The organism is Natronococcus sp. CG52 (genome assembly GCF_023913515.1).
In the GTDB taxonomy this organism is placed as follows: Archaea; Halobacteriota; Halobacteria; order Halobacteriales; family Natrialbaceae; genus Natronococcus; species Natronococcus zhouii.
In genome coordinates, this window is record NZ_CP099391.1 from 711,049 (window position 1) to 733,705 (window position 22,657).

General features: G+C 65.7%; 25 protein-coding genes. 14 read left to right on the forward strand and 11 right to left on the reverse strand.

Annotated elements, in window-relative coordinates; translation table 11 throughout:
• Positions 1-46: 46 nt before the first annotated feature.
• Positions 47-472 carry a hypothetical protein gene (locus tag NED97_RS03735; protein ID WP_252489386.1) on the forward strand — a complete coding sequence of 142 codons (426 nt, stop codon included), beginning with the start codon at positions 47-49 and terminating at the stop codon, positions 470-472.
• A gap of 325 nt (positions 473-797) precedes the next feature.
• On the opposite strand, the gene NED97_RS03740 is transcribed toward NED97_RS03735, so the two are convergent.
• Together NED97_RS03740 and NED97_RS03745 are read right to left on the reverse strand one after the other, a co-directional pair.
• Positions 798-1,562: a geranylgeranylglyceryl/heptaprenylglyceryl phosphate synthase gene (locus NED97_RS03740; RefSeq protein WP_252489387.1), complete on the reverse strand. Its 765-nt coding sequence runs from the start codon at positions 1,560-1,562 to the stop codon at positions 798-800.
• 59 nt (positions 1,563-1,621) lie between these two features.
• Positions 1,622-2,329 (reverse strand): YkgJ family cysteine cluster protein, encoded by a 708-nt coding sequence (locus NED97_RS03745; protein WP_252489388.1) that lies wholly within the window; start codon positions 2,327-2,329, stop codon positions 1,622-1,624.
• A gap of 103 nt (positions 2,330-2,432) precedes the next feature.
• On the opposite strand from NED97_RS03745, the gene NED97_RS03750 reads away from it, so the two are divergent.
• Positions 2,433-2,696: a hypothetical protein gene (locus NED97_RS03750; RefSeq protein ID WP_252489389.1), complete on the forward strand. Its 264-nt coding sequence runs from the start codon at positions 2,433-2,435 to the stop codon at positions 2,694-2,696.
• Here NED97_RS03750 and NED97_RS03755 read toward each other — a convergent pair.
• The gene (locus NED97_RS03755) at positions 2,680-3,489 is read right to left on the reverse strand and encodes an MBL fold metallo-hydrolase (protein WP_252489390.1); all 810 of its coding nucleotides are present in this window, start codon (positions 3,487-3,489) and stop codon (positions 2,680-2,682) included. The two genes, NED97_RS03750 and NED97_RS03755, sit on opposite strands and share 17 nt — an antisense overlap.
• A 67-nt stretch (positions 3,490-3,556) precedes the next feature.
• Positions 3,557-3,838: a MarR family transcriptional regulator gene (locus NED97_RS03760; RefSeq protein WP_252489391.1), complete on the reverse strand. Its 282-nt coding sequence runs from the start codon at positions 3,836-3,838 to the stop codon at positions 3,557-3,559.
• Between the two features lie 322 nt (positions 3,839-4,160).
• Here NED97_RS03760 and NED97_RS03765 point away from each other — a divergent pair, with 322 nt between their 5' ends.
• Both NED97_RS03765 and NED97_RS03770 read left to right on the forward strand, forming a co-directional pair.
• The gene (locus tag NED97_RS03765; protein WP_252489392.1) at positions 4,161-4,868 is read left to right on the forward strand and encodes a class I SAM-dependent methyltransferase; all 708 of its coding nucleotides are present in this window, start codon (positions 4,161-4,163) and stop codon (positions 4,866-4,868) included.
• A 64-nt stretch (positions 4,869-4,932) separates the two neighbouring features.
• Positions 4,933-5,835: a glycosyltransferase family 2 protein gene (locus tag NED97_RS03770; protein ID WP_252489393.1), complete on the forward strand. Its 903-nt coding sequence runs from the start codon at positions 4,933-4,935 to the stop codon at positions 5,833-5,835.
• Positions 5,836-5,841: 6 nt separating this feature from the next.
• On the opposite strand, the gene NED97_RS03775 is transcribed toward NED97_RS03770, so the two are convergent.
• The 3 genes from NED97_RS03775 to NED97_RS03785 all read right to left on the reverse strand — a co-directional run bounded on the left by NED97_RS03775 (position 5,842) and on the right by NED97_RS03785 (position 8,655).
• Positions 5,842-6,630, reverse strand: coding sequence for an enoyl-CoA hydratase/isomerase family protein (locus NED97_RS03775; RefSeq protein WP_252489394.1), 789 nt, complete (start codon positions 6,628-6,630; stop codon positions 5,842-5,844).
• Between the two features lie 81 nt (positions 6,631-6,711).
• The gene (locus tag NED97_RS03780) at positions 6,712-7,674 is read right to left on the reverse strand and encodes a DUF368 domain-containing protein (protein ID WP_252489395.1); all 963 of its coding nucleotides are present in this window, start codon (positions 7,672-7,674) and stop codon (positions 6,712-6,714) included.
• A gap of 150 nt (positions 7,675-7,824) precedes the next feature.
• Positions 7,825-8,655, reverse strand: coding sequence for an amidohydrolase family protein (locus tag NED97_RS03785; protein WP_252489396.1), 831 nt, complete (start codon positions 8,653-8,655; stop codon positions 7,825-7,827).
• A gap of 187 nt (positions 8,656-8,842) precedes the next feature.
• Here NED97_RS03785 and thsA point away from each other — a divergent pair, with 187 nt between their 5' ends.
• The gene (gene thsA / locus NED97_RS03790) at positions 8,843-10,387 is read left to right on the forward strand and encodes a thermosome subunit alpha (RefSeq protein ID WP_252490566.1); all 1,545 of its coding nucleotides are present in this window, start codon (positions 8,843-8,845) and stop codon (positions 10,385-10,387) included.
• 90 nt (positions 10,388-10,477) lie between these two features.
• Here the strand turns inward: thsA and NED97_RS03795 are convergent, their stop codons facing one another.
• Together NED97_RS03795 and NED97_RS03800 are read right to left on the reverse strand one after the other, a co-directional pair.
• On the reverse strand, positions 10,478-11,314 hold the full coding sequence (locus NED97_RS03795; protein WP_252489397.1) for an SAM hydrolase/SAM-dependent halogenase family protein: 837 nt from the start codon (positions 11,312-11,314) through the stop codon (positions 10,478-10,480).
• Between the two features lie 114 nt (positions 11,315-11,428).
• Positions 11,429-11,944 carry a nicotinamide-nucleotide adenylyltransferase gene (locus NED97_RS03800; protein ID WP_252489398.1) on the reverse strand — a complete coding sequence of 172 codons (516 nt, stop codon included), beginning with the start codon at positions 11,942-11,944 and terminating at the stop codon, positions 11,429-11,431.
• A gap of 241 nt (positions 11,945-12,185) precedes the next feature.
• On the opposite strand from NED97_RS03800, the gene lonB reads away from it, so the two are divergent.
• From lonB to NED97_RS03815, 3 genes are read left to right on the forward strand one after another with little or no spacing between them, the layout of a single operon-like run.
• Positions 12,186-14,351 carry an ATP-dependent protease LonB gene (gene lonB, locus NED97_RS03805; protein WP_252489399.1) on the forward strand — a complete coding sequence of 722 codons (2,166 nt, stop codon included), beginning with the start codon at positions 12,186-12,188 and terminating at the stop codon, positions 14,349-14,351.
• Entirely contained in the window at positions 14,352-15,290 is a 939-nt protein-coding gene (locus NED97_RS03810; RefSeq protein WP_252489400.1) for a CPBP family glutamic-type intramembrane protease, read from the forward strand.
• Between the two features lie 25 nt (positions 15,291-15,315).
• Entirely contained in the window at positions 15,316-15,663 is a 348-nt protein-coding gene (locus tag NED97_RS03815; RefSeq protein WP_252489401.1) for a hypothetical protein, read from the forward strand.
• An 86-nt stretch (positions 15,664-15,749) separates the two neighbouring features.
• Here the strand turns inward: NED97_RS03815 and NED97_RS03820 are convergent, their stop codons facing one another.
• Entirely contained in the window at positions 15,750-16,220 is a 471-nt protein-coding gene (locus tag NED97_RS03820; protein ID WP_252489402.1) for an MGMT family protein, read from the reverse strand.
• 96 nt (positions 16,221-16,316) lie between these two features.
• Here NED97_RS03820 and trpC point away from each other — a divergent pair, with 96 nt between their 5' ends.
• From trpC to NED97_RS03850, 6 genes are all read left to right on the forward strand, one after another.
• Positions 16,317-17,114 (forward strand): indole-3-glycerol phosphate synthase, encoded by a 798-nt coding sequence (gene trpC, locus NED97_RS03825; RefSeq protein ID WP_252489403.1) that lies wholly within the window; start codon positions 16,317-16,319, stop codon positions 17,112-17,114.
• Positions 17,107-18,366 carry a tryptophan synthase subunit beta gene (trpB, locus tag NED97_RS03830; RefSeq protein WP_252489404.1) on the forward strand — a complete coding sequence of 420 codons (1,260 nt, stop codon included), beginning with the start codon at positions 17,107-17,109 and terminating at the stop codon, positions 18,364-18,366. The genes trpC and trpB overlap by 8 nt, the downstream gene beginning before the upstream one ends.
• A 113-nt stretch (positions 18,367-18,479) precedes the next feature.
• A complete protein-coding gene (gene trpA / locus NED97_RS03835; RefSeq protein WP_252489405.1) occupies positions 18,480-19,358 on the forward strand; it encodes a tryptophan synthase subunit alpha in 879 nt (292 codons plus the stop codon).
• A gap of 24 nt (positions 19,359-19,382) precedes the next feature.
• Positions 19,383-20,177, forward strand: coding sequence for a 2-amino-3,7-dideoxy-D-threo-hept-6-ulosonate synthase (locus tag NED97_RS03840; protein ID WP_252489406.1), 795 nt, complete (start codon positions 19,383-19,385; stop codon positions 20,175-20,177).
• Positions 20,178-20,375: 198 nt separating this feature from the next.
• A complete protein-coding gene (locus NED97_RS03845; RefSeq protein ID WP_252489407.1) occupies positions 20,376-20,969 on the forward strand; it encodes an HdeD family acid-resistance protein in 594 nt (197 codons plus the stop codon).
• 80 nt (positions 20,970-21,049) lie between these two features.
• Positions 21,050-21,643, forward strand: a complete 594-nt coding sequence (locus NED97_RS03850) for a poly-gamma-glutamate hydrolase family protein (RefSeq protein ID WP_252489408.1) — start codon at positions 21,050-21,052, stop codon at positions 21,641-21,643.
• On the opposite strand, the gene NED97_RS03855 is transcribed toward NED97_RS03850, so the two are convergent.
• Positions 21,640-22,590, reverse strand: a complete 951-nt coding sequence (locus NED97_RS03855; RefSeq protein ID WP_252489409.1) for a purine nucleoside permease — start codon at positions 22,588-22,590, stop codon at positions 21,640-21,642. The genes NED97_RS03850 and NED97_RS03855 overlap by 4 nt on opposite strands.
• Positions 22,591-22,657 lie beyond the last annotated feature (67 nt).

The following is a 22,657-nucleotide window of genomic DNA, read 5'->3' on the forward strand; positions in this document are numbered from 1 at the left end:
AACTTGTCTGAGAAAGAACTTATACTCTTAATTGATTATAACTGATATGAACCGTCGAACGGCCCTTGCGATGATTAGCACTGGGGCAATAGCGGGAGGCGCTGGTTACTTCTTTTTTGAAAGAGCTGGCCCTATTAATTTTCAACTCATGAATTTCACTGGGAGGACACAAAATGTTGATGTTATTATCTCCGAAGACGGCGGAGAGACGGTATTGAATGAATCGTATGAAATTGATGAACGAAAGACTCGCGGAGCAACTGTAATTCGGGAAGACGAATTTACTGAAGCAGTTAATGGTGATATATTTAATACCGTTATTGAACTTTCCAGCGGTGAGTCAGAGGAGAGCGGGTTCCAGATGATGTGCAATGAGAGTGATATGACATCGGATTTGTTCGTAGCGGAGATACGGGAAAACCGTGAGAGAGACGATATATATTTTGAGTTTGACCAATCTGTCTGTGGTTGAAGTTCACAAAACGTATTCAGAACGATTTCATGACAGCCGACAGTGAAATTGATTGTTGCTCCGTTACCTACTTCGCCTGTACTGAACAGTGATACGTGAAGCGTGGCTGAAGCGAATCGTCTGCTTCGTAGCAACAGGAGCTTACCACGCCCTCCCCCAACCGATTCGCTCGCGCAACGTTGTCGACGCCCTCACTTACGCTCGGTCGGCCGGCAGCGCCCGCCATTGCGTACGGTAACTCCGTCTGAAGTGAGACGCCGGGTACCGGTCCAGAACGCGACTGACAGATGCTCGCAGAAATAGAGAACCGTTTTCTCACGACCACCTACTCCGGAATCGTCTCGCGGAACGTCTCCGGACCGTCGTGGAAACAGTCTCCGACGACGATAGCGTCCGCACCGGCCTCGAGGATCTCGCTCGCTTTCTCGGCGCTGTTGATCCCGCCACCGTAGAACAGCGCCGTCTCCGAGAGATATTTCGAGGCCGCCTCGACGTCCGCCGGGCCGCCGTAGGTGCCCGAGTACTCGACGTAGAAGATCGGAAAGTCGTAGAACGCTTCCGTGGCGAGGGCGGCACCGGCGACCTCCTCCGGGGTGTACCTCGCGTCGACGCCCGAGACGGCGGCCGCCGTCGACTCGAGGTGCTGGACGACGTACCCCTCGCCGACCACTTTCGTCGCGAGTTCGGCCACCGCGTCGATACCCTTCGACGCGATCAGATCCCCGACGACCGGGACGCTCGAGCCGAGCAACTCGTCAGGCTTCCGGCCGACTTCGGTGAAGAGGTCGACGTGCTTGCCGACGAAGTGATCCCGGTCGCCGTTGTACACCGCGGGAATCGAGAGGTAGTCGGCGGCCTCGATGGTGTCCGTCGAGACGTGGTCCGAACTGTACGGTTCCTGGAGGACGGGGAGCCCCGGGAGCGCCCCTTTGACGCGTTCGATCGCGTCGAGGCTGTTGTCCTCGCTGACGTTATCGGAGCCGCCGACGAGCACCATGTCGGTCCCCTCGAGTATCTCGAGGTCCGACGGTAACGGCTTGGCCGGATCGACCTTCGTGACGTGGGTGATCTCCTCCCAGTCGATATCCATGGCGACGGATTCAGCGGTTGCGCCTAATTCCTGTCGGTTTCGCGCGGCTTCGCCGTCGCCTATTCCGAATGTGGCATCTCGTCTCCGAGCGGCGTCCCGTCGATCCGTTTCGCCCCTTCGGAGTCGTGGACGACGACGCTCTCGGAGTCGGGAGCGGCCGGCTCGTAGTTGTCCCGGACGCCGATCGCCTCCTCGAGTTCCCGGACGGCGCGTTCCTTCAGCGCGCCGGCGAGTTCCTCGGCGTCCTCGCGAGAGATGTCTCGGCCGAGTCCCTCGCACTCGTGGGCGCGAACGATTCCTTCCTCGTCGACCGCTTCGCCCATCGGCTGGCTGGTGCCGGCGAGGGCGACGCTGAAGGGGTAGGTGCGGCAGATCAGGGGACGATCGTCGTGGGCGGTACAGGCGCCGACGCCGTCGTCGCCCTCCGCGTAGAAGGCGCAGTCGCCGCAGCCGTCGGTCTGAAGCGCCCACTCGAAGGTCTCGCCCTCGAGACCCCCGTCTCGCTCCTCGAGGCCGTAAGGCATGGGTCGGGCGACGTCGCGCCAGTCGCGCTCGCCGGACTCGGGAACGGCGTCGCTATCGACGTCGGCGTCCTCGAGGTGGCGAACCTCGTCGGGGAACACCGTCGCCGTGTGTTCGTCCTCGCCGTGGCCCGTACAGCAGGCGCCACAGCGGGTACACTCGAAGCCGATCGACTCGACGGCGTCGGCGAGGTCGTCGATCGCGAGGTCGCGGGCCTGCTCGAGTTCGGCCTCCAGCGATTGCACACCCTATCTGACGCGCCGAGCGACAAAAGCCGGTCGCTTGTGGCCGACAGCTCGCGACGGACGCGGAGTAACCGTTACGAGTATCCACGTGCTACGACACCTAATGACATCGCTCAACGAGGAGATGGCCGACGTACAGACGGAGATCGACCAGGTTCGGGAACACCTTCGTGCGGAGGTTCCCGACCTCTTCGCGTTCGACGTCACCGTCAGCAGAATCGAGTACAACGCGAACAACAACAGCGTCACGCTCACGGTCGAGCCGAGCTCCGAAGCGCGCAAGCAGATCTCCGAAGAGTTCGGCGGCGTGCGAGTGCGGATGGAAGACCAGTTGACGTTCGAGTTCCAGTTCACCTCGGACGCGTAGCACGGCCGTTACGACGGAACGTGGCGCGCTCACCGTCCCACTCGAGTCGCCCCTCGACCGCGAGTTTCTCGAGGTGGGCGCGGACGGTCGCCCGCGCGAGGTCGCGGACCCCGGAGAGGTCCTTCTCGTAGGCCGCCTTGAGAACCCCCTCGAGCGATTCGGCGCCGTTTTCGACCGCCTCGAGCACCCGTCGCTCGCGGCGATACCGGTGAATGAGGAGCCGCTCGAGGGTCTCTCGGGGGGTATCGATGACGGGACCGTGACCGGGATGAAGCGTCGGCGGGTCGATCGCCCAGAACCGGCGCAGGGTGCTCAGGTACGCGCGCATGTCGCCCTCGGGGGCGGCGACGACGACGCTCCCCTCGATAACGGCGCAGTCACCGCAGACGATCGGTCCGTCCGCGCCGGCCTCGAGTGCGACGTGGTCGGGCGCGTGTCCGGGAGCGTCCAGCACGCGAACGCGCTCGTCGCCGAGTCGGATCGTCGCTCCGAAACGGAGTTCGCGGTCGGGATGTCGACCCGTCGCCTCGCGAAACCGATTCGTCCGTCCGTATCGCGCCCAGACGGTCGCGTTCGTCTCGCTGGCGTAGGCGGCGACCCCCCCGACGTGGTCAGAATGGGTGTGCGTGAGAACGATGTGTTCGACCGCGCGTTCGTCGACCAGTCGGTCGAGCTCTCCGGTCCGGGCAGCAGGATCGACGAGTATCGCCGGCTGCGTGCCGATCAGGTACGCGTTCGTGCGTCCTCCGGGTGCGCGCGTCGTGGCGGGAACCGAACAGCGAACGACGTCCATACTCGGCCATCGAAGCGGGCGGAAAAAGGCCTGTTGGCGGCGTTCGGTACCTGATTAGCGGCCCCGATCAGTGCTTGAGGAAGTACACCTGCTTGCGTGCGTCGCGGAAACTGTAGCGCGAGCCGATGAGGCCGACGTCCTCGAGGCGGTTGAGAGCGTAGCGAACGGTCCGGTCGGGGAGCAGCGATTCCTCGGCCAGCTGCCCCTGCGAGAGCGGCGAGTCGGTCTCGAGAACCTTGGCGACCAGCTTCGCACTCGGTGGCAGTTCGCGAAGCCGATCGCGGTATTCGTCTTCGGAGAGGAGTTCCTCGGCAGCAGCGGCACGGTCTTCCGCGGTACTCATGCTCATACTTACCCCAGCGAAATCGTCGGTGGTAAAGCTTCCCTATATGTGGATACGAACAATCCAGTTTGTATTAGGGGTATAAATGGAATATAATCACAGCTAGCTAACCGGTTCAATCTCCGTATTCGATCGCTCGTGACGGCGACGCTCGACGGGTAAGAGCGCCGCAAATAGCGGTTTCTCGATGAGTACCGGTGGTCACGGACCGGAGCTAAAAGTTATCTCCCGACAGACACATTGTGGGGGAGACACGTATCCCGCTCGGGGTCGCGGTCGACAGACTCCAGTATCGTTTTATCCCACGGCTGCTGTAGTTGCTCCCAGTGTGAAAGGACAGGAGTGGTACCAGGCCGACGACGTCGCCGAGGAGTACGACGATAAGCGCTTCTCCCAGGGCGGTCAGCTGATCGACCGCCGGGAGAAGGAGGCCGTACTCGACGCGATCATGCCCGTCGAGGATCGGAACGTCCTCGAGATCGCCTGTGGTACCGGGCGATTCACCGTCATGCTCGCGGAGCGCGGCGCGGACGTCGTTGGACTGGACATTTCGGCAGCGATGTTGCAGCAAGGACGCAAGAAAGCCCAGAACACGGATCTCGCGGGAACGCTCGAGTTCCTCCGCGGTGACGCCGGTCGGCTGCCGTTCCCGGACGATCACTTCGACATCGTCATCGCGATGCGATTCTTCCACCTGGCCGACGATCCGGAGGCGTTCCTGCGGGAGATGCAGCGGGTCTCGAGCGACCAGATCGTCTTCGACACGTTCAACCGGTTCAGCGCGCGCAGCATCTACAACTGGGCGCTTCCGATGGGGTCACGGCTCTACTCGAAGAGCGAGGTGAGCGTCCTGCTCGCGAAGAACGACCTGTCGCTGGTCGACGTTGAGGACGACTTCCTCGCCCCCTACGGTCTCTATCGCTCGATCCCGAACGGACTCGCCGCTCCGATTCGTACCATCGACGAAGCCGTGGGCGGCCACCCGATCGCCGACCATCTGGCGTCGGTCTCGTACTGGAACACGCGCGTTCGCTGACCCTGCCTGGGCCCAGGATCGAATCCCACCCTATTTTTATTCTCGGCTCAATCTACTATACGGTATGGAGCTCTCGGTAGTCGTCTCGACGCTCAACGACCGAGAGCAGTTGCTATCGTGTCTCGACTCGATCAGCGCCGAGACGCCGATAGGCACGGAAATCGTCGTCGTCAACGGGCCATCGTCGGACGGGACGACCGGCGTCGTTCGCGAACGCGCCGACGTCGACGTTCTCGTCGAAATCTCCGAACGGAACCCCAACGTCTCCCGGAACGCCGGATTCGAGGAAGTGACGGGCGACGTCGTCGCCTTCCTGGACGGGGAGTACGTGATCGAACCCGGCTGGTACGAGGCCGTCGAGCAGGCGATCGGGAACGACGCCGACGTCGTCACCGGTCCGATCAGGGAGGCCGACGGAACGACGTCGAACGGAGAGCGGACGCGGACGATCGCCGGCCGCAGCGTGACTACCTTCGACGGCGACAACGTCGCGTTCGATCGAACCGTTCTCGAGGCACTCGACGGGTTCGACGAGTATCTCGAGGCCGACGGTACCCGGGACTGCGCCCACCGCGTGGCCGGCCTCGGGTTCGAGGTCACCTGGTCGAGGCCGATGACGGCTCACAGCGACGTCGGAGCCGACGGCGGACGGACCGACTCCGACTGGGGGTCCACCTACCAGTCCCTTTCCTATCGCCTCGCGAAGAACTACGGCCCGCGACCGACCGTCCTCGCCCGGACGGTCGGCAGCGCAGTCCGCGACGGCGTCGCCGGCGTTCGAGGGATCGTCACCGGCGACGCGACGCCGACGGGGTGGCTCTCGGACGGCCTCGACGTCGTCACGAACGCCGGCGGCGGGTTCCGTGACGGCATTCGGGCTCGCTACGCGGATCGGTCCTCCCGTCGAAACCCGAACGGGCTCTCGGTGCGCCACGACCGGGCCGTCCGCGTCTACGATCGCCGTTGAGAGGACTCACTCACGACGGAACTGCGGCTCTCGTTCCTCGAGTCTGGCCTCGAACCCCTCCCGGTAGTCGTCGGTATCGTCCAGTTCGCGTCCGAGCGCACGCTCGAACTGGAGGCCCTGCTCGAGCGGCATCTCGAGGGCCGCGTTGAGCGCGCGCTTCCCGTTCTCGAGGCCCAGCGGTGCGTTCTCACAGAGCCGGTCCGCGAACGCTTTCGTCCGTTCGTCGACCGCCTCGTTCTCACAGAGTTCGTGGACCAGCCCCGTCCGCGCCGCGTCCTCGGGGTCGACGAATTCGCCGGTGAGAACGATCTCCTTCGCTTTCGAGAGGCCGACCAGTCGGGGCAGTCGCTGGGTACCACCGCCGTGGGGGAAGGTGCCGAGCGCGACCTCGAGCAGCCCGTACTTCGCGTCGCGGCCGAGGATCCGGAAGTCGCAGGGAAGGGTCAGTTCGAACGCGCCGGCCGGTGCGGCCCGTTTGATCCCGGCGACGACCGGCTGTCGCGTCTCCTCGATCGCCTCGAGCAGGGTCGGAAAGACGTCGCGATCGATCTCGGAATCGGGTTCGACGCGGTCGCGCATCATCTCGAGATCCATTCCGGCGCTGAAGACGGGGCCCTCTCCGAGGAGGGTCGCCGCCCACACTTCGTCCGCGGCGTCGACGCGTTCGAACGCCTCGGTCAGCTCTCGCATGAGGGCGACCGTCATCGCGTTTCGTTTCTCGGGACGAGAGAGATAGACGTCCGCTCGCCGGTCGTTCCAGTCGATAGCCGCGAGTCCCGTGCCAACAGACTCCATGGAGAACCGATCAGGAGCCAGGAGTATAACGTTCGGGTCCGGCGACCGATATCGAAACCGCCGCGGGGCGACCCGCGCCCGTTATTCGGGATCGAAACCGCCGGCGAGCCGGTCGATTGCGAAGAGTGCGACCGCGCCGACCAACGTCCAGGCGCCCGTCAGCAACAGGACGTCGGTCGTCAGAGCGTGCGTCTCGGCGATTTCGTGGAGCGGCGCGGGCACGGAGCCGGCGATGAGTCCGACGAGGAAGACGAGCGTCACCTCGCGGTGCCGATCCAGTGCGCGCCGCACGAGCCTGGCGATCGTGACGAGGCCGACGACCCCCCCGGCGACGAACACGACGACGGTCGTCCCCGGCTCGAGGACGGCCGCGAGCGTTCCGCCGGCGAGGACGAGGTCCTGAATCGACTGGATGAACGCGGTCAACTCCGACGAGAGGAAGACGTACTGGCCGAGGAGGATCAGGATCAGCGAGCCGGAGATTCCCGGCAGGATCATCGCGCTGATCGCCAGCGCGCCCGAGAGGAAGATCAGGACGGCGCCGCTTCCCGGCAGCTGGAGGATGTTGGCGGAAACGAGTAGCGCGAGGCCGGTCCCGGCGGCGGCTGCGAGGGCGTGTCGCGTCGAGGCGAGGGTCAGACTTCGAAAGAGGGCGACCGCGGATGCGGCGATCAGCCCGATGAAGAAGCCGAAGAGCGCAACCGGGTGGGACTCGGACAGCGCCGAGACGGCGCCGGCGATGAGCGCGACGGCGGTCGCCATTCCGATGCCGAGCGGCAGGAGGAACTGCAGGTCCATCTCGAGCAACGCCTCCCGGGCTCGTTCCCGTCGATCGGGATCGTATCCGCGGAGCGCGGCGATCGCTCTCCCGGGCGTGAGCGCGGTCACGGCGGCGATCAGTCGGCCGTAAAAGCCGAACAACAGGGCGACGGTACCGCCGGAGACGCCGGGGAGCGCGTCGGCCGTCCCCATACAGAGTCCGTAACAGTAGATGCGCAGGACCGCCATCCGCGAACCGAATCGCTGTTCGAGAGCGTGTAGCATACCTGGTAGTCACCGTTGAATCGTCGGTCTCGAGCGCGGCAATCCGGACGCTCGGTTCACGACCATACGTATCGAAGTTTCGGGACGGTCATAAATCGACTCACTCGGGACAGCGGTCGATAATCCGACGGTTCTTCGGAGTGCGGGCCCTCAGTCCCGAGATTTCGATTTCGGGGCGAGTACGTCGATCACTCGACAGGCGTTCTTCGAGAAGGCTCGGCGTAGCAGATCTTCCGAGACGTCCAGCGTGAGAATCTCCATGACGGCGACGTCGGGATGGCAGGCGGGCGTCCCGCTCCCGAAGAGCACGCGGTCGGGGTGTTCCCGGAGCGCGCGCTCGAGGTGGTCGCGATACCTGACGAAACTCGTCTCGAGGTAGCAGTCGTCGTAGCGCTCGAGGAGGTCGATCATCTCGGTCATGAGCGACCGATCGAGCGGATGGCCGCCGAAGTGTGCGACGACGACCGGGAACGACCGGCCGAGGAGCGTCTCCGCCAGCGCCGCGGGTGGCGCGTCGACGCCGCCGCGGACGATCAGCGGGAGCCCGGCGTCCTCGAGGGCCGCGAGCACCGCCTCGTCCGGGTAGTCGTCGACGGCGGGATCGAGGACGAAGCCGTGGAAGCGGTCGTCGTAGGCGTACCTCTCGACGTCGTCGGGAGTCGTGTGGTGGTCCGCGCGTCGACTGACGGCGTTTCGAAGCCGACCCGCGGCGGTCGTCTCGGGTCGGTGTGTTCCGTTGATTCGGGCGAACGCGACGAACGGGCGGTCGACGCTGCGTCTGGCGACGCCGTTGTTCGGTGCGACGTACGTCGTTCCCGCCGCCGCGGCCGGAAAGACGACCGATCGAGTGATCCCGGCCTGGTGCATCTCCCGCTCGAGTCGATCCGGCGAGATCGTTCGGCCCCCGGTTGGCGTCTCGCGGTCCGGTATCAGGCGTGCGTAGACGTCTACGATACGAAACCCGTGTTCCAGCTCCAGCATCCCGTCCACCTCTTTTCGGAACGAACATATCTGGTTACCGACTCGTCGCTCGCGGTGTGCAGACGATTCGCACGGCGGAATCGCAAGACGCGAGTCCGACAGGAGGGAAAAGCTTATATAGAAGTGCTGACGACATGGTTAGTGAGGATCCACAATGGCACAACAGCGACGCATGGGCGGACAGCCTATGTTCATTATGAGCGAGGATAGTCAGCGAACGCAGGGTCGAGACGCCCAGTCGTCGAACATTATGGCCGGCAAGGCGGTCGCCGAGTCGGTACGGACGACACTCGGACCCCGCGGGATGGACAAGATGCTCGTCGACTCGAGCGGCGAGGTCGTCATCACGAACGACGGCGCGACCATCTTGAACGAGATGGACATCGAACACCCCGCGGCCCAGATGCTCGTCGAGGTCGCCGACTCCCAGGAGGAGGAGGTCGGCGACGGAACGACGACCGCGGCCGTGATCGCTGGCAACCTGCTCGGTGAGGCCGAAGATCTCATCGAACAGGACGTCCATGCGACGACGATCGTCGAGGGCTACCACGAGGCCGCCGAGATCGCCCTCGAGGCGATCGCCGAGCAGGTCGGCGAGGACGAGGTCGACGACGAGATTCTGAAGCAGGTCGCCGAGTCGAGCATGACCGGCAAAGGCACCGGCGGTCTGACCGCCGAGTCGCTGGCCGAGACGGTCGTCGAGGCGATCCGACACGTCGAGACGGACGCGGGCGTCGAGCGGGAGAACGTCACCGTCCACACGCAGATCGGCGCGTCCTCGAACGCGACCGAACTCGTCCCCGGCATCGTCATCGACGAGGAGGCCGCCCACGACGCGATGCCGAGCGAGGTCGAGGACGCCTCGATCGCCGTGCTCGACGTCGAACTCGGCGTCCGCACCGGCGAGATTGACGCCGAGTACGCCATCGACTCGATCGACCAGCTCAACCAGGCCATCGACGCCGAGGAGAGCGAGGTCCGGGGCTACGCCGAAACGCTCGCCGAGAGCGGCGCCGACGTCGTCTTCACGACCGACGACGTCGACGACCGTATCAGCTCGTTCCTCGCGAGCGAGGGCGTGCTCGTCTTCGACGACATCGGCAACTCCGACGCGCGCCAGATCGTCTCCGCGACGGGTGCAACCCGCGTCGGTGCCCTCGAGGACCTCGAGGAATCCGACTTCGGCGCGGCCGACCGCGTCCGGACCAAGAACTACGGCGACGACGACCTCGCGTTCGTCGAAGGTGGCGCGGCCGCCGAGGCCGTCACCGTCTTCGTCCGCGGCGGCACCGAACACGTCGTCGACGAACTCGAGCGCGCAATCGGCGACGCACTCGACGTCGTCTCGACGGCGCTCGACTCGGGCGAGGTCGTCCCCGGCGCCGGTGCGACCGAGATCGCTATCGCGGACAAGATCCGCTCGGAAGCCGCCGGTATCGAGGGACGCAAGCAACTCGCCGTAACCTCGTTCGCCGACGCGCTCGACGTCGTTCCGCGGACGCTCGCCACCAACACCGGACAGGACCCGATCGACACCCTCGTCGACCTTCGTGCGGCCCACGAGTCCGAGGGCCGCGCCGGTCTCATCACCGACGGTGAGGACGTCACGATCGCCGATCCGTTCGAGTACGGCGTCGTCGACCCCGCCGACGTCAAGCGCGAAGCCATCGAGAGCGCGACCGAGGCCGCGACGATGATCGTCCGCATCGACGACGTCATCGCCGCCGAGTAACGTTCCCAGATCCGCTTTCGTTTTTTCGGTAGTTGCGTCGTACTCGGGAGAGCGGTCGGTAGCGATCGGTTACGCCGGTCGTCTCGCTCTTCACTCGCTCGACGGTGCCGGCCCGAGTTCGATCCGATCGCCGACCTCGAGGCTGAACGCCTCGTCGCCGCGGCCCCGGTTGACGTCGAGTTCGACGTAACCGTGACTGCCGACCGTGGCGAGTCGGTCACCCGCCGAAACGGCGCCGAAGGTGTCGCCGACCGGAACGAGGTCGCCGTTTGCGACGATTCGATTCCGGTTCTCGAGGTAGGTACCGGGCACGTTCGTGATGGCGTTCCCGAAGTCGTCGACGACGAGGACTTCTCCGGTGGCGTGCCCCTCGTCGACCGTCGCGTCGGGAAGTTCGAGAGCGACGGGATCCGCTGTCGGGGAGAGAAACGGGAGCGACTCGAGCCGACCCGGATCGCGCTCGTGAACCGCCGCTGCAGCGGGGGCGAAGACGTCCCGTCCGTGGAAGGTCGTGCTCGCCGGCCCTCGATTGGAGGGGCCAGCGGTTCCGGAAGGGGCTGCGCCCACCGTTGGCTCGACCGGCTCGAGCCGTCGTTCGTCGATCACGTACCTCTCGAGGGTGCGCTCGCCGGCGAGGCGACGGGCCGCGGGGAGCAAGACGCCGTTGTCCGGACCCACGAGCGTGTGTTCGCCGGCACGGAGAACGAGCGCGTCGCGTTCGGTTCCGACGCCGGGGTCGACGACGACGAGGTGGGTCGCGGGCGGAAAGTACGGGAGGGTCTCCCGGAGCCAGAACGCCGTGGTTCGGACGTCGTGTCGCGGGAAGTCGTGTCCGACGTCGACCAGTCTCGCGGCCGATCGCTGGAGGACGACGCCTTTCATCGCCGCGGGATAGGGGGTGCCGAAGTCCGACGTGAGCGTGATCATGGAAGGGGGTACGGTTCCATCGACGAAAATCGGTGTGTCTTGGAACGACCGGTCGTCCGGACGGGAGCACACGCTCCTCGGGAGACGCTGCAGAACGACGGTAACGGAGAGACGTTACGCTCCGTTCGAATCGGAGCCGCTGACCATCTGGATGCGCTCGAGGCCGTCGGTCTCCTCGACGACCTCGACGACCGCCTCGGGAACCAGCGACTCCCAGTCGCCGCCGTTGATCATGCGCTCGCGGACCTCGGTTCCCTCGAGAACCTCGCGGTTGAACATCGGCGACTGACGGATCTCGATATCGGCCTCCCGAAACAGTTGGATAACGAGCGGGTTGTTCGAGTAGGCGACGTCGAAGTCGGGGCTCATACTCTGGACGTGGCTCACCCACACCGAGTTGCGCTCTAAGTCCTCGATCGGAACGGCGTAGGTCACGAGGTCGGTATCGACCAGCGACTTGGTGATCATCATGATGCGTTCTCCGGCGGTGAACGGATTTCGGACGGTGTGTGAGTCGTCGGCGCTTCCGATCCCCAGGACGAGTTCGTCGACGTCCTCGGCGATTTGCGCGACCATGTTGCGGTGGCCGTTGTGAAACGGCTGGAAGCGACCGATGTAGAACCCCCTCATGCGGAACACTGTTCCGGCGTAGCGCTTAAGCGTGGCGAGTTTTCTGCCCTGCTGGTCCCGTCGGCCGACTGACCGGAAGGGAGATATTTCCGGCGAATTCTCGGAACCGAACGGATTCCCCCTCGGCGTAATCGTGCTACACTGGCTCCGTAGTCTCTGATTTCGGGCACTAGCGCAACGCTCCGCATGGAGAAAGTATATCAGTCGCAATCCCTTCGGATCAGGTACCGAACAGAGTTCTATGAGTAACGATACGAACGTTGACGACTCCCCTGAAGGCGCATCTGACGCCGCTCCCGACGAGACCCGAGAGGAGCAGCGTCCGGAGCGCCAAGGGGATCGGTCGCCGAATATGGACGACGGCGACCAGACCGACGAGTCCGGCGGCGCCCCGGACGAGGAATTTGACCCCGAGTCGGGCATCGACGAGACCGAGGACGAAGTCGAAACGGTCGAAGACCTCGGCAGCACCGTCGAAGTCGATCCGGGTGTCGAAGTCGACGAGGAGAACGCTGAGGACGATCTGCTCGGCGGACTCAAGATCGACTCGACGGCGGATATCGAGGTTCCCGACCGCCTCGTCGACCAGGTCATCGGACAGGACGAAGCTCGAGACATTATCATCAAGGCGGCCAAGCAGCGCCGACACGTGATGATGATCGGCTCGCCGGGTACCGGCAAGTCGATGCTGGCGAAGGCGATGAGTCAGCTCCTGCCCCAGGAAGATCTGCAAGACGTTCTCGTCTACCACAACCCGGACGACGGCAACGAGCCGAAGGTCCGGACCGTCCCCGCCGGCAAGGGCGAACAGATTATCGACGCGCACAAGGAGGAAGCTCGCAAGCGCAACCAGATGCGGTCGATCCTGATGTGGATCATCATCGCGATCGTCGTCGGGTACGCTATCCTCGCCCGACAGATCCTGCTTGGTATCCTCGCAGCGGGTATCATCTGGTTCATCTTCCGCTACACCAGCCGCGGCACGGACGCGATGGTGCCGAACATGATCGTCGACAACGGCGATCAGCGCACCGCGCCGTTCGAGGACGCGACCGGCGCCCACGCCGGCGCGCTGCTCGGCGACGTCCGCCACGACCCGTTCCAGTCCGGCGGGATGGAGACGCCGTCTCACGACCGGGTCGAACCCGGCGGGATACACAAGGCCAACAAGGGTGTGCTGTTCGTCGACGAGATCAATACCCTCGACGTACGCACCCAGCAGAAGCTGATGACGGCGATCCAGGAGGGCGAGTTCTCGATCACCGGACAGTCCGAGCGCTCCTCGGGCGCGATGGTCCAGACCGAACCCGTCCCCTGTGACTTCGTCATGATCGCTGCAGGGAACCTGGACGCGATGGAGAACATGCACCCCGCACTCCGGAGCCGTATCAAGGGCTACGGGTACGAGGTGTACATGGACGACACCATCGAGGACACGCCCGAGATGCGCCGGAAGTACGCCCGCTTCATCGCCCAGGAGGTCGAACGCGACGGGCGCCTGCCCCACTTCGAGCGCGAGGCCGTCGAGGAAATCATCCTCGAGGCCAAGCGCCGTGCGGGCCGCAAGGAACACCTCACGCTGCTGTTCCGGAACCTCGGCGGTCTCGTGCGGGTGGCCGGCGACATCGCCCGCGCCGAGGACCGCGAGTACACGACGCGCGACGACGTCCTGCAGGCCAAGGACCGTTCGCGCTCGATCGAGCAACAGCTCGCCGACGACTACATCGAGCGCCGCAAGGACTACGAACTGCAGGTCACCCAGGACGGCGTCGAGGGCCGCGTCAACGGCCTCGCCGTCATGGGCGAGGACTCCGGTATCATGCTCCCCGTGATGGCCGAAATCGCGCCCGCACAGGGCCAGGGTCAGGTCATCGCGACCGGCCAGCTGAAGGAGATGGCCGAGGAGTCCGTCCAGAACGTCTCCGCGATCATCAAGAAGTTCTCGGACGTGAACCTCTCGGAGAAGGACGTCCACATCCAGTTCGTCCAGGCCGGACAGCAGGGCGTCGACGGCGACTCCGCCTCGATCACGGTGGCGACGGCCGTCATCAGCGCGCTCGAGGACATCCCGATCGACCAGTCGGTCGCCATGACCGGCTCGCTCTCGGTCCGGGGCGACGTCCTCCCGGTCGGCGGCGTGACCCACAAGATCGAGGCCGCCGCGAAGGCCGGCTGCAGCAAGGTCATCATCCCCCAGGCCAACGAACAGGACGTGATGATCGAAGACGAGTACGCCGAGATGATCGAGATCATCCCGTGTTCGAACATCAGCGAAGTCCTCGACGTCGCCCTGATGGGCGAGCCGAAGAAGGACTCGCTGGTCGATCGACTCAAGTCGATCACCGGATCGGCGTTCGACCAGCAGGCCGTCGGCGGTGCCGGCGGTTCGAACCCGAGTCCGCAGTAAATGGCCGACTGGACGGCGTTCGCGGCTATCACGGGCGTCGTCCTCGCGTTGCTGCTCGTTCTTTCCACCCTCACGCAGTCCGCGTTCGAGGATGCGGATCTCGATACCGATTCCAGTGCCGACGCCGAATCGGGAAGCGAGACCGACTCCGTCGATTCGATACCGGAGCGCGAGAGCACTACCCCCGAGACACCGACTCCCGGCGAGTCCGCCGTCTCGGCGAGGGAGTCGGACGACGCGACCACCGGCCTCGAGAACAGCGCCGACGAATCCGCCGAACCGACGGTTCGCGAGCGGCCGCGCGCTGGCGACCGAAGGGTCGATCCGGAGTCGCTGACGACGGGCACGGTGCTCGCGAACGTCGCGGCGTCGCAGGGGCTGTTCGCGCTCGTGTTGCTCGGCGCCGTGGTCTACACCGGGATTCCGGCCGACGCCCTGGGTATCGAGTTCTCGCAGTCGTATCTCGAGAGGGGCCTGCTCCTGGGCACCGTGTTCGGCCTCGCACTTTACGTCGCGAACGAACTCGGGGCCGCGACCGCGACGCGGTTCGGCTTCGACCACGACGAGCAGTTGCGGGAACTGCTCGCACCCGAGTCGGTCCAGGGATGGCTCGTCCTGTTGGGGGTCGTGCTCCCGATCATCGCGGTCTTCGAGGAGTTGCTCTTTCGGGCGGCGCTGATCGGCACGCTTTCCGTCGGCTTCGGACTCTCGCCGTGGCTGCTGGCCGTCGTCTCGTCGGTCGCGTTCGCGGTCGGTCACGGGATGCAGGGCAGCGTCGGAATCGTCGTCACCGGCGTCCTCGGGTTCGTCCTCGCGGCCATCTACGTCGTCACCGGGAGCTTCCTGGTGGTCGTGGTCGCCCACTATCTCGTCAACGCCCTCGAGTTCCTCGTCCACGAGGGTCTCGAGTTCGAGTGGGCGGAAACCCTCGAAAGCTAAGAGGACCGACCTGTAGGGATCGGATATGAACGGGACGATCGACCTGTCGGAGTCGGCGCGCCGACTGATCGTGTACGGGGTAATATTCTATTTCTCACTGTTCCTCTACGCGACGATCGCCGACGACCCGACCGCGATGTACGCAACCGAGTTCGTCTTCGGCGCGATCGCGATCGGGATCGGGGCGATCCTCTTCCGGGAGGCCGAGATGGAGCTGTCGGTCGTCATGGGTGCCGCGGTCTGTCTCGTCTCGGGCGGCCTGCTCCAGTTCGCCTACCTGTTCACCCGGCTGCTGGTGTTCGACCTGGCGACGTCGCTGCTCGTCTTCACCGGTATCGGGCTCTACATCTACGCGGCCTGGTACAGCGAGTAGGCGCTTTCCGTCGAGTACTCGAGCACTTTCGCCGTCTAAAACGAGTTCGGCCGCTGGTCGGACGTACCTCGGTGCTGGGACCCGTCTTACAGCCCCTCGAGCGAGCGCAACTTCTGTTCGATCGGCGGCGGTGCGGCGCTCGGCCCGTCGCGAACGCGGTGGTCGGGGATCAGGATCGGTGCCGGGTTACTGTCCAGCGCCGTCCGCGCCAGGTTTACGTCCTCGTTGTCGTCCGGATCGAGTTCGGGCGTCATTCGGGTGAGGGTTCGGACGTCGACCTGATCGCCGTAGGGGATCTCCCGGACCTGCTCTAACACCGTGCGCTGGTCGGTTGGCATCGTCAGCGCGACCTGAACGTCGCCGAACTCGATCTCCTCGAGGCCGTCGAGATACTCGAAGATCCGCTCGAGCACGGGGTGATCGGTTTCGGCGTCCGATTCCGGGGTCTTCGGAAACGTAACGCGCAACACCCGCCCGCTCGCGGCTCCGAGTTGGACGTATCGGTCGAGGTACGACGACTCCTTCGCGTAAATGCCAGCGTCCGTGGCCTCCTCCATACCGGACCGATAGGGGAGACAGCCTTGAATATTCGCCGGTCGGTTCGGTTCGATGACGCAAGCCTTATGTACATAACAGTACGTCAGTGTACAATAATGAACTCTCGAACGGAGCTGGCTCCCGCTGTCCAGTCCATCCTCGAGGCGGCCCGGGAGCGAACGGGCGGCGATCGCGACCGCCTGACCGTCGAGGCGCGGTCGCTCCCCGACGCGCTGGCTCGAGCGGAGGCGGACGGTCGCATCCCGATCATCGCGGAGGTGAAACCGACGAGTCCGACCGCCGACGGAACGCGCACGGACGATCCCGTCGAACTGGCCGAGGCGATGGTCGAGGGCGGCGCGGCGGCGATCTCGGTGCTCACCGAGCCGTCGCACTTCGGCGGCTCTCCCGACGCGCTCCGTCGGGTTCGCGAGGCCGTCGACGTCCCCGTCCTCCGGAAGGACTTCGTGCTCGACGAGGACGGGATGGACGTCGTCGAAGCCGATCTCCTCCTGCTTATCGCGCGGTTCGTAGACGATCTCGAGGAACTGATCGCGGCCGCCCGCGAGCGCGGCTTCCAGCCGCTCGTCGAGGTTCACGACCGCGAGGAACTCGAGACCGCGCTCGAGGCGGGTGCCGAGATCATCGGCGTGAACAACCGGGATCTGGCGCGACTCGAGGTCGATCTCGGAACGTTTGAATCCGTCAGTCCCCACGCTCCGGACGACGTGACGCTGATCGCCGAAAGCGGCGTGTCGACGCCGGGAGACGTCCGGCGGATGCGCGAGGCGGGCGCAGACGCGCTGCTCGTCGGCAGCGCCATCATGGACCACGGCGGCGACAGCGACGTGAGAGAGAACGCGCGACGACTGACGCGAGCGACGAACCTCGGAGGCGAGACCGATCATGAGTGAAAGCCAACGCAACCGCGAGCGGGATAGCGACGCCACGTTCGGAGAGTACGGCGGACAGTACGTGCCCGAGGCGCTGATGCCGGCGCTGCGGGAACTCGAGGACGCCTACGAGCGATACGTCCTCGAGAACGAGGACGGCTTCATGGACGAGTTCCGCGAGCGGATGCGGGACTTCGGCGGTCGACCGACGCCGCTGCAGCGCGCGGATCGCCTCAGCGAGCGCTACGACCGCGAGATCTACCTCAAGCGCGAAGACCTCGTCCACGGCGGCGCCCACAAGTTGAACAACGCGCTCGGACAGGTGCTGCTCGCGAAGTACATGGGCAAAGAGCGGATCATCGCCGAGACGGGCGCCGGCCAGCACGGGACGGCGACCGCGATGGCCGCGGCCCACCTCGACATGCCCTGCGAGATCTACATGGGCCGGACCGACGTCAACCGCCAGCGGCCGAACGTCTACCGGATGCGGATGAACGGCGCCGAGGTGAACCCCGTCGACGCCGGCAGCGCGACCCTGAAGGAGGCGATCAACGAGACGATGCGCGACTGGGCGACGACCGTCGAGCGAACCCACTACGTGATCGGGTCGGTCGTCGGCCCGCACCCGTTCCCGAAACTCGTCCGGGACTTCCAGGCGGTTATCGGCCGGGAAGCCCGTATGCAGATTCAGGAACAGGCCGGTCGGCTCCCCGACAGCGTCGTCGCCTGCGCGGGCGGCGGCTCGAACACGATGGGGGCGTTCCACGAGTTCATCCCTGACGACGAAGTGGCACTCTACGCGGTGGAAGCCGGCGGCTCGAGCCTCGAGATCGACGAGGCGGAGGGGCTCGCCCCCAACTCCGCGACGCTCTCGACGGGCACCGACGGCGTGCTCCACGGCGCGATGACCAAGCTGCTCCAGAGCGGTGACGGACAGATCATGGAATCACACAGCGTCAGTGCGGGCCTCGACTACGCCGGCGTCGGCCCCGAACTCTCGCACCTGGTCGACACCGGGCGTGTCACGCCCGCGAGCGTCGACGACGACGCCGCGCTCAACGGCTTCCACCGGCTCTCGCGGCTCGAGGGGATCATCCCGGCGCTCGAGTCGAGTCACGCGCTCGGCTACTTGGAGGAGAAGTACGAGAATCTCGGCGATCTCGTCGTCGTCAACGTCTCCGGTCGCGGCGACAAGGACCTCGAGACGGTGCTCGAGGAGACCGAGAAGCGCGATCTCGAGGCCGCGCCCGAAGTGGGGGTGTTCGACCAGTGACGCGCGAGAGTCGTGCGGAGCGAGAATCTCGGAAGGACGAGCGGGGAGCGAATGCGAGGAGTGATCGACGGGAGCACCTCGAAAAGCGACCGGTGAACCGTGAGCAGCGACCCGTGAGCGCCGAGGTTCGCACCGATGGCGGCGAACCGAGCACCGACTACGACAGTGACGTCGAAGCCGCCATCCGCGAGAACCGCCCTGCCCTCATCACGTACATCACCGCGGGTGATCCCTCGCTCGAGGATACGAAGGAGTACGTCGAGGCCCTGGACCGCGGCGGCGCGGACCTGATCGAACTCGGCCTGCCGTTCTCGGAGCCGATCGCGGAGGGGCCGACGATCCAGGCCGCGATCAACCGCGCGCTGGATGCGGGGACGACCCCCCAGGGGTTCTTCGAACTCGTCGACGAACTCGAGACGGAGGCGCCGCTGCTGGTGATGACGTACTACAATATGATCCTGCAGTATGGATCGGAACCTGATGTCCGCCCGTTCGTCGAGCGCGCCGCCGAGGCCGGTCTCTCGGGCGTTATCGTCCCCGACCTCCCCGCGGAGGAAGCCGACCCGCTGCGCGAGGCCTGCGACGACCACGGACTCGACCTCGTCTTTATCGTCGCGCCGACGACCGAGGGTGAGCGCCTCGAGACGATCATGTCCCACGTATCGGGATTCGCCTACGTCCAGGCTCGACTCGGGACGACGGGCGCTCGAGCGGACGTCTCGAACGCGACCCACGACAGCCTGACCCGATTGGCCGACTACGACGTCCCCAAGGCCGTCGGCTTCGGCGTCAGCGAGGGCGACCACGCCGCCGAGATCGTCGAGGCGGGCGCCGACGGCGTCATCGTCGGCAGCGCGCTCGTCGACATCGTTGCGGACCGCGGGGAGGGAGACGCGCCCGCGGCGGCCGATCTCGAGGCCAAGGCCCGCGAACTCAAACGCGGCGCGCTCCGCGGCGCCGGGGTAGATGTACCGGAACCAGAACAGCCATAACCACCTGATTGCTAGACACTCGCAATGACCACCGGAATCGACGCACGACTCGACCGAATCGGTACAGACGGATCGTACGTAATCGTCCCGATGGACCACGGTATCACGCTCGGTGCCGTCCAGGGCCTGAAAGACATCGAATCGACCATCGACGGCGTGACCCGCGGCGGCGCCGACGCCGTCCTCACGCAGAAGGGGATCGCGCCGCGCGTCCACGAGAACAAGAACGGCAAGGGCTACATCGTCCACCTCAACGCCTCGACGACGATCGGCCCCGACGAGCAGGACAAGCGCATGACGGGCACCGTCGAAGAGGCGATCCGCGCGGGTGCCGACGCCGTCTCTTTCCACATCAACGTCGGCTCGAACTACGAACCGGATCAGACCGCGCAGCTGTCGGAGGTCACCGAGAGGGCCGCTCGCTTCGGAATTCCCGTCCTCGCGATGGCCTACGCCCGCGGGCCGGGCGTCGACTCCGCGGATCCCGAGGCGCTCGGCCACGCGGTTCGACTCGCCGAAGAGGTCGGCGCCGACCTCGTGAAGACGGGCTACAGCGGCGACGCCGATAGCTTTCAGCACGTCGTCGAGTCGACCCGTCTCCCGGTCGTCATCGCCGGCGGCTCGAAAGGGACCGACCGCGAGACCATCGAGATGGTTCGCGGAGCGATGGACGGCGGCGGCGCCGGGATCTCCATGGGTCGGTCGATCTTCCAGCACGAGGATCCCGAAGCTATCGCGACGGCCGTCTCCGGGGTCGTCCACGACGATCTCTCGGTCGACGACGCGCTCGCGGAGTCCGGGCTGGCGCTCGAGGTCTGACGGTCCGCCGTAGCCGCTTCGCGCAGCGCTCTCGTCTCGTTCTCTCCCCACAGTACCGCCGACCGCCGCTCCTCGGCGGTGCCGTCCAATCCGGCCGGTTTCCCTCTCCGTTTCGGACTGGTCCGTCCACCGGAGTTACTGTCAACCCGTGAATAATTCGTATCTACTTACGGCGCCTCTGTACTACTGGAGATTACCATGAGTACAACCACTTCAGAAGCCGGAACGTACTCCCTGCAGGAGGGATGGCGAACGCTCGCGCTCGCGGGCGGCGTCCTCGTATTACTCGGCCTACTCGCGATGTTGCTGCCGTTCGCGATGGGTCTCGCGATAACGTACATCGTCGGCGCGCTACTGGTCGTCGTCGGTCTCGTCCACGGCGGTCACGCCGTCACCGCACGGGGATGGCGGGGATCCCTCTGGCAACTAACGCTCGCGATCGTCTCGGTCGTCGCCGGGATCGTCCTCCTCGCCAACCCGGTTCTCGGGCTCCTGACCCTGACGATCCTGGTCATCGCGTACCTGCTGGTAGAGGGCGTCGCGGAACTCGGAGTGAGTCTGCGAATGGCTGGCGAGCCCGGACGGGGCTGGATCGCGGCCAGCGGAGTGGTCTCGCTCGTCCTCGCGGGCCTCCTCTGGGCTGGCTTCCCAGCGGATGCGGCCTGGGCGATCGGACTGCTCGTCGGTATCAGCCTCTTCACGACCGGCCTCTCGATGGTCGCCGTGGCCTACGGCGGCCGCCGTATCGACGAGGACGTCACCCCACCCACGACCGAACCCCGCGGCGCGTGAATCACCTTTTTACGAATATTTCAACCGATCGCTCGATCGCCCGCCAATAGTTATTTCGAGCGAGGGCGTACGCCGGATTCGTGGCCCGATCAACGATCACGACGCGACCGCTGGAGGTAACCGAGACGGGACACCTGACAGAACTGCTGTACGACGACGGCTCGAGCGACGAAGTGCTGATCTGTGCCGCCCACGGCGGGCGAGTCGAACCCGGTACCGCAGAGCAGGCGCTCGAGCTGGCGACGCGGCTCCCGGCCGCCAGCTGCTGGACCCGTCTGGGGTACGCCGACGAGGGCGACGCGTTCGACCTGTGGCATCCGCCGTCGTCGGCGATCGATCCCGAATCGTACCCCCTGCTCGAGGAGATCGCCGACCGCGGCTTCGAGACCGTGATCAGCCTGCACGGGCTCGCCGACGACCGCGTGCTCGTCGGCGGCGGGATCGACGATGATACCAAACGGGCGGTAGCCTCGCGTCTCGAGACGGCCGTCACGCTATCCGTCGAAACCGTCTCGGACGGGCCGTACGCCGGCGCCAGCCCGAACAACTTCGTCAACTGGCTCGCGGCTGACGGCGGCGGACTCCAGCTCGAGCAGGGGCTCACCGTCCGGGAGCGCGAGGCCGACGCCGTGGCGTCGACGCTCGAAACGGCGCTCGCGGAGGAGATACTCTAACGCAGTTCCAGCGGATCCGTCGCGACGAGATGCTCGACGATCGCCGAGCCGACGCGGGCGGCGTTTTCGATCGCCAGCGCGAGGCTCGCCTCGGTCCCGTCGAAGCTCTCCTCGACGGTCTGTCCGGGCGCCGGTCGATCGTAGTTCGCGACCGCGCGCACGCTCAGGTACCGCTCGAGGCGATCGAACCGCTCGAGGGCGGTCGCCGCCGCGGCGTCCTCCATCTGCGTCGTCGCGTAGGGTCCGACGCCGTACTGCTCGCAGAGCCGGTCGACTTCTCGCGCGTAGCGCGAGCCGTGCCAGAACTCGTCGCCGCAGACGGTCGTTCCGGTCTCGACGGTCGGTCCGTCGGCCGTCGCGTCGGGATACCGTCTCTTGTAGGCGTCGACGGCCGGGTCCGTACGAAGGTCGACGTCCTCGGCGACTGCGAGCGCCTCGTCCACGAGTCGGTCCTCGAGGTGGTGGACGTAATCCCGCGGTCGGTAGGCGAGCGTGTCGATCGCATCCGACTCAGCCGATTCGCCGTCCGCGCTCCCGTCCGCCTTCTCGGCTCGGTCCCACCGGTGCTTTCGGTCCCAGTCGACGACCGCGTCGGCGACGACGACCGAACCGAGCGCGGCGGTCGCCGGCGACGCGCCCGCGATACCGGCCGAGAGCACGTACGCCGACCCGAGGTCGACTCCGGGAGTCGCGAGCAGCGACGCCGTCGTCGTCGCCGCGTCGCTCTTGCCGATCCCGGTCGTCGTGATGGCGATCCCCGATTCGGTCACGTACAGGGGCGTGTCCGTTCCCGGAACGGCGAGCGCGTCGGTCGGCTCGTAGCGCTCGAGCCACGCCCCTCGCTCGTCCAGCGGCGGTTCTGCGACCGCGGTGAGAACGAGTGCTGTCGGCTGGATCGGTGCGTCGGGTGCGGGCGGCCGCGGCTCCGGAAGCGTGCGGTCGCTCATGTTCGAGGCTCGTCGCGTGCGAAAAAAGGTGCTCCGAAGGGATGTCGGAATCCGGAAGGGTTTCGGG

What these genes read in the sequence shown, in the direction of transcription:
- NED97_RS03845 (WP_252489407.1), top strand. Translation starts at nt 20,376, where the DNA reads ATGAGTACAACCACTTCAGAAGCCGGAACGTACTCCCTGCAGGAGGGA.
- NED97_RS03770 (WP_252489393.1), top strand. Translation starts at nt 4,933, where the DNA reads ATGGAGCTCTCGGTAGTCGTCTCGACGCTCAACGACCGAGAGCAGTTG.
- NED97_RS03800 (WP_252489398.1), bottom strand. Translation starts at nt 11,944, where the DNA reads ATGAGGGGGTTCTACATCGGTCGCTTCCAGCCGTTTCACAACGGCCAC.
- NED97_RS03760 (WP_252489391.1), bottom strand. Translation starts at nt 3,838, where the DNA reads ATGAGCATGAGTACCGCGGAAGACCGTGCCGCTGCTGCCGAGGAACTC.
- NED97_RS03855 (WP_252489409.1), bottom strand. Translation starts at nt 22,590, where the DNA reads ATGAGCGACCGCACGCTTCCGGAGCCGCGGCCGCCCGCACCCGACGCA.
- NED97_RS03780 (WP_252489395.1), bottom strand. Translation starts at nt 7,674, where the DNA reads ATGCTACACGCTCTCGAACAGCGATTCGGTTCGCGGATGGCGGTCCTG.
- trpB (WP_252489404.1), top strand. Translation starts at nt 17,107, where the DNA reads ATGAGTGAAAGCCAACGCAACCGCGAGCGGGATAGCGACGCCACGTTC.
- lonB (WP_252489399.1), top strand. Translation starts at nt 12,186, where the DNA reads ATGAGTAACGATACGAACGTTGACGACTCCCCTGAAGGCGCATCTGAC.
- NED97_RS03815 (WP_252489401.1), top strand. Translation starts at nt 15,316, where the DNA reads ATGAACGGGACGATCGACCTGTCGGAGTCGGCGCGCCGACTGATCGTG.
- NED97_RS03840 (WP_252489406.1), top strand. Translation starts at nt 19,383, where the DNA reads ATGACCACCGGAATCGACGCACGACTCGACCGAATCGGTACAGACGGA.
- NED97_RS03750 (WP_252489389.1), top strand. Translation starts at nt 2,433, where the DNA reads ATGACATCGCTCAACGAGGAGATGGCCGACGTACAGACGGAGATCGAC.
- trpC (WP_252489403.1), top strand. Translation starts at nt 16,317, where the DNA reads ATGAACTCTCGAACGGAGCTGGCTCCCGCTGTCCAGTCCATCCTCGAG.
- NED97_RS03735 (WP_252489386.1), top strand. Translation starts at nt 47, where the DNA reads ATGAACCGTCGAACGGCCCTTGCGATGATTAGCACTGGGGCAATAGCG.
- NED97_RS03785 (WP_252489396.1), bottom strand. Translation starts at nt 8,655, where the DNA reads ATGCTGGAGCTGGAACACGGGTTTCGTATCGTAGACGTCTACGCACGC.
- NED97_RS03740 (WP_252489387.1), bottom strand. Translation starts at nt 1,562, where the DNA reads ATGGATATCGACTGGGAGGAGATCACCCACGTCACGAAGGTCGATCCG.
- NED97_RS03795 (WP_252489397.1), bottom strand. Translation starts at nt 11,314, where the DNA reads ATGATCACGCTCACGTCGGACTTCGGCACCCCCTATCCCGCGGCGATG.
- thsA (WP_252490566.1), top strand. Translation starts at nt 8,843, where the DNA reads ATGTTCATTATGAGCGAGGATAGTCAGCGAACGCAGGGTCGAGACGCC.
- NED97_RS03810 (WP_252489400.1), top strand. Translation starts at nt 14,352, where the DNA reads ATGGCCGACTGGACGGCGTTCGCGGCTATCACGGGCGTCGTCCTCGCG.
- NED97_RS03755 (WP_252489390.1), bottom strand. Translation starts at nt 3,489, where the DNA reads ATGGACGTCGTTCGCTGTTCGGTTCCCGCCACGACGCGCGCACCCGGA.
- NED97_RS03820 (WP_252489402.1), bottom strand. Translation starts at nt 16,220, where the DNA reads ATGGAGGAGGCCACGGACGCTGGCATTTACGCGAAGGAGTCGTCGTAC.
- NED97_RS03775 (WP_252489394.1), bottom strand. Translation starts at nt 6,630, where the DNA reads ATGGAGTCTGTTGGCACGGGACTCGCGGCTATCGACTGGAACGACCGG.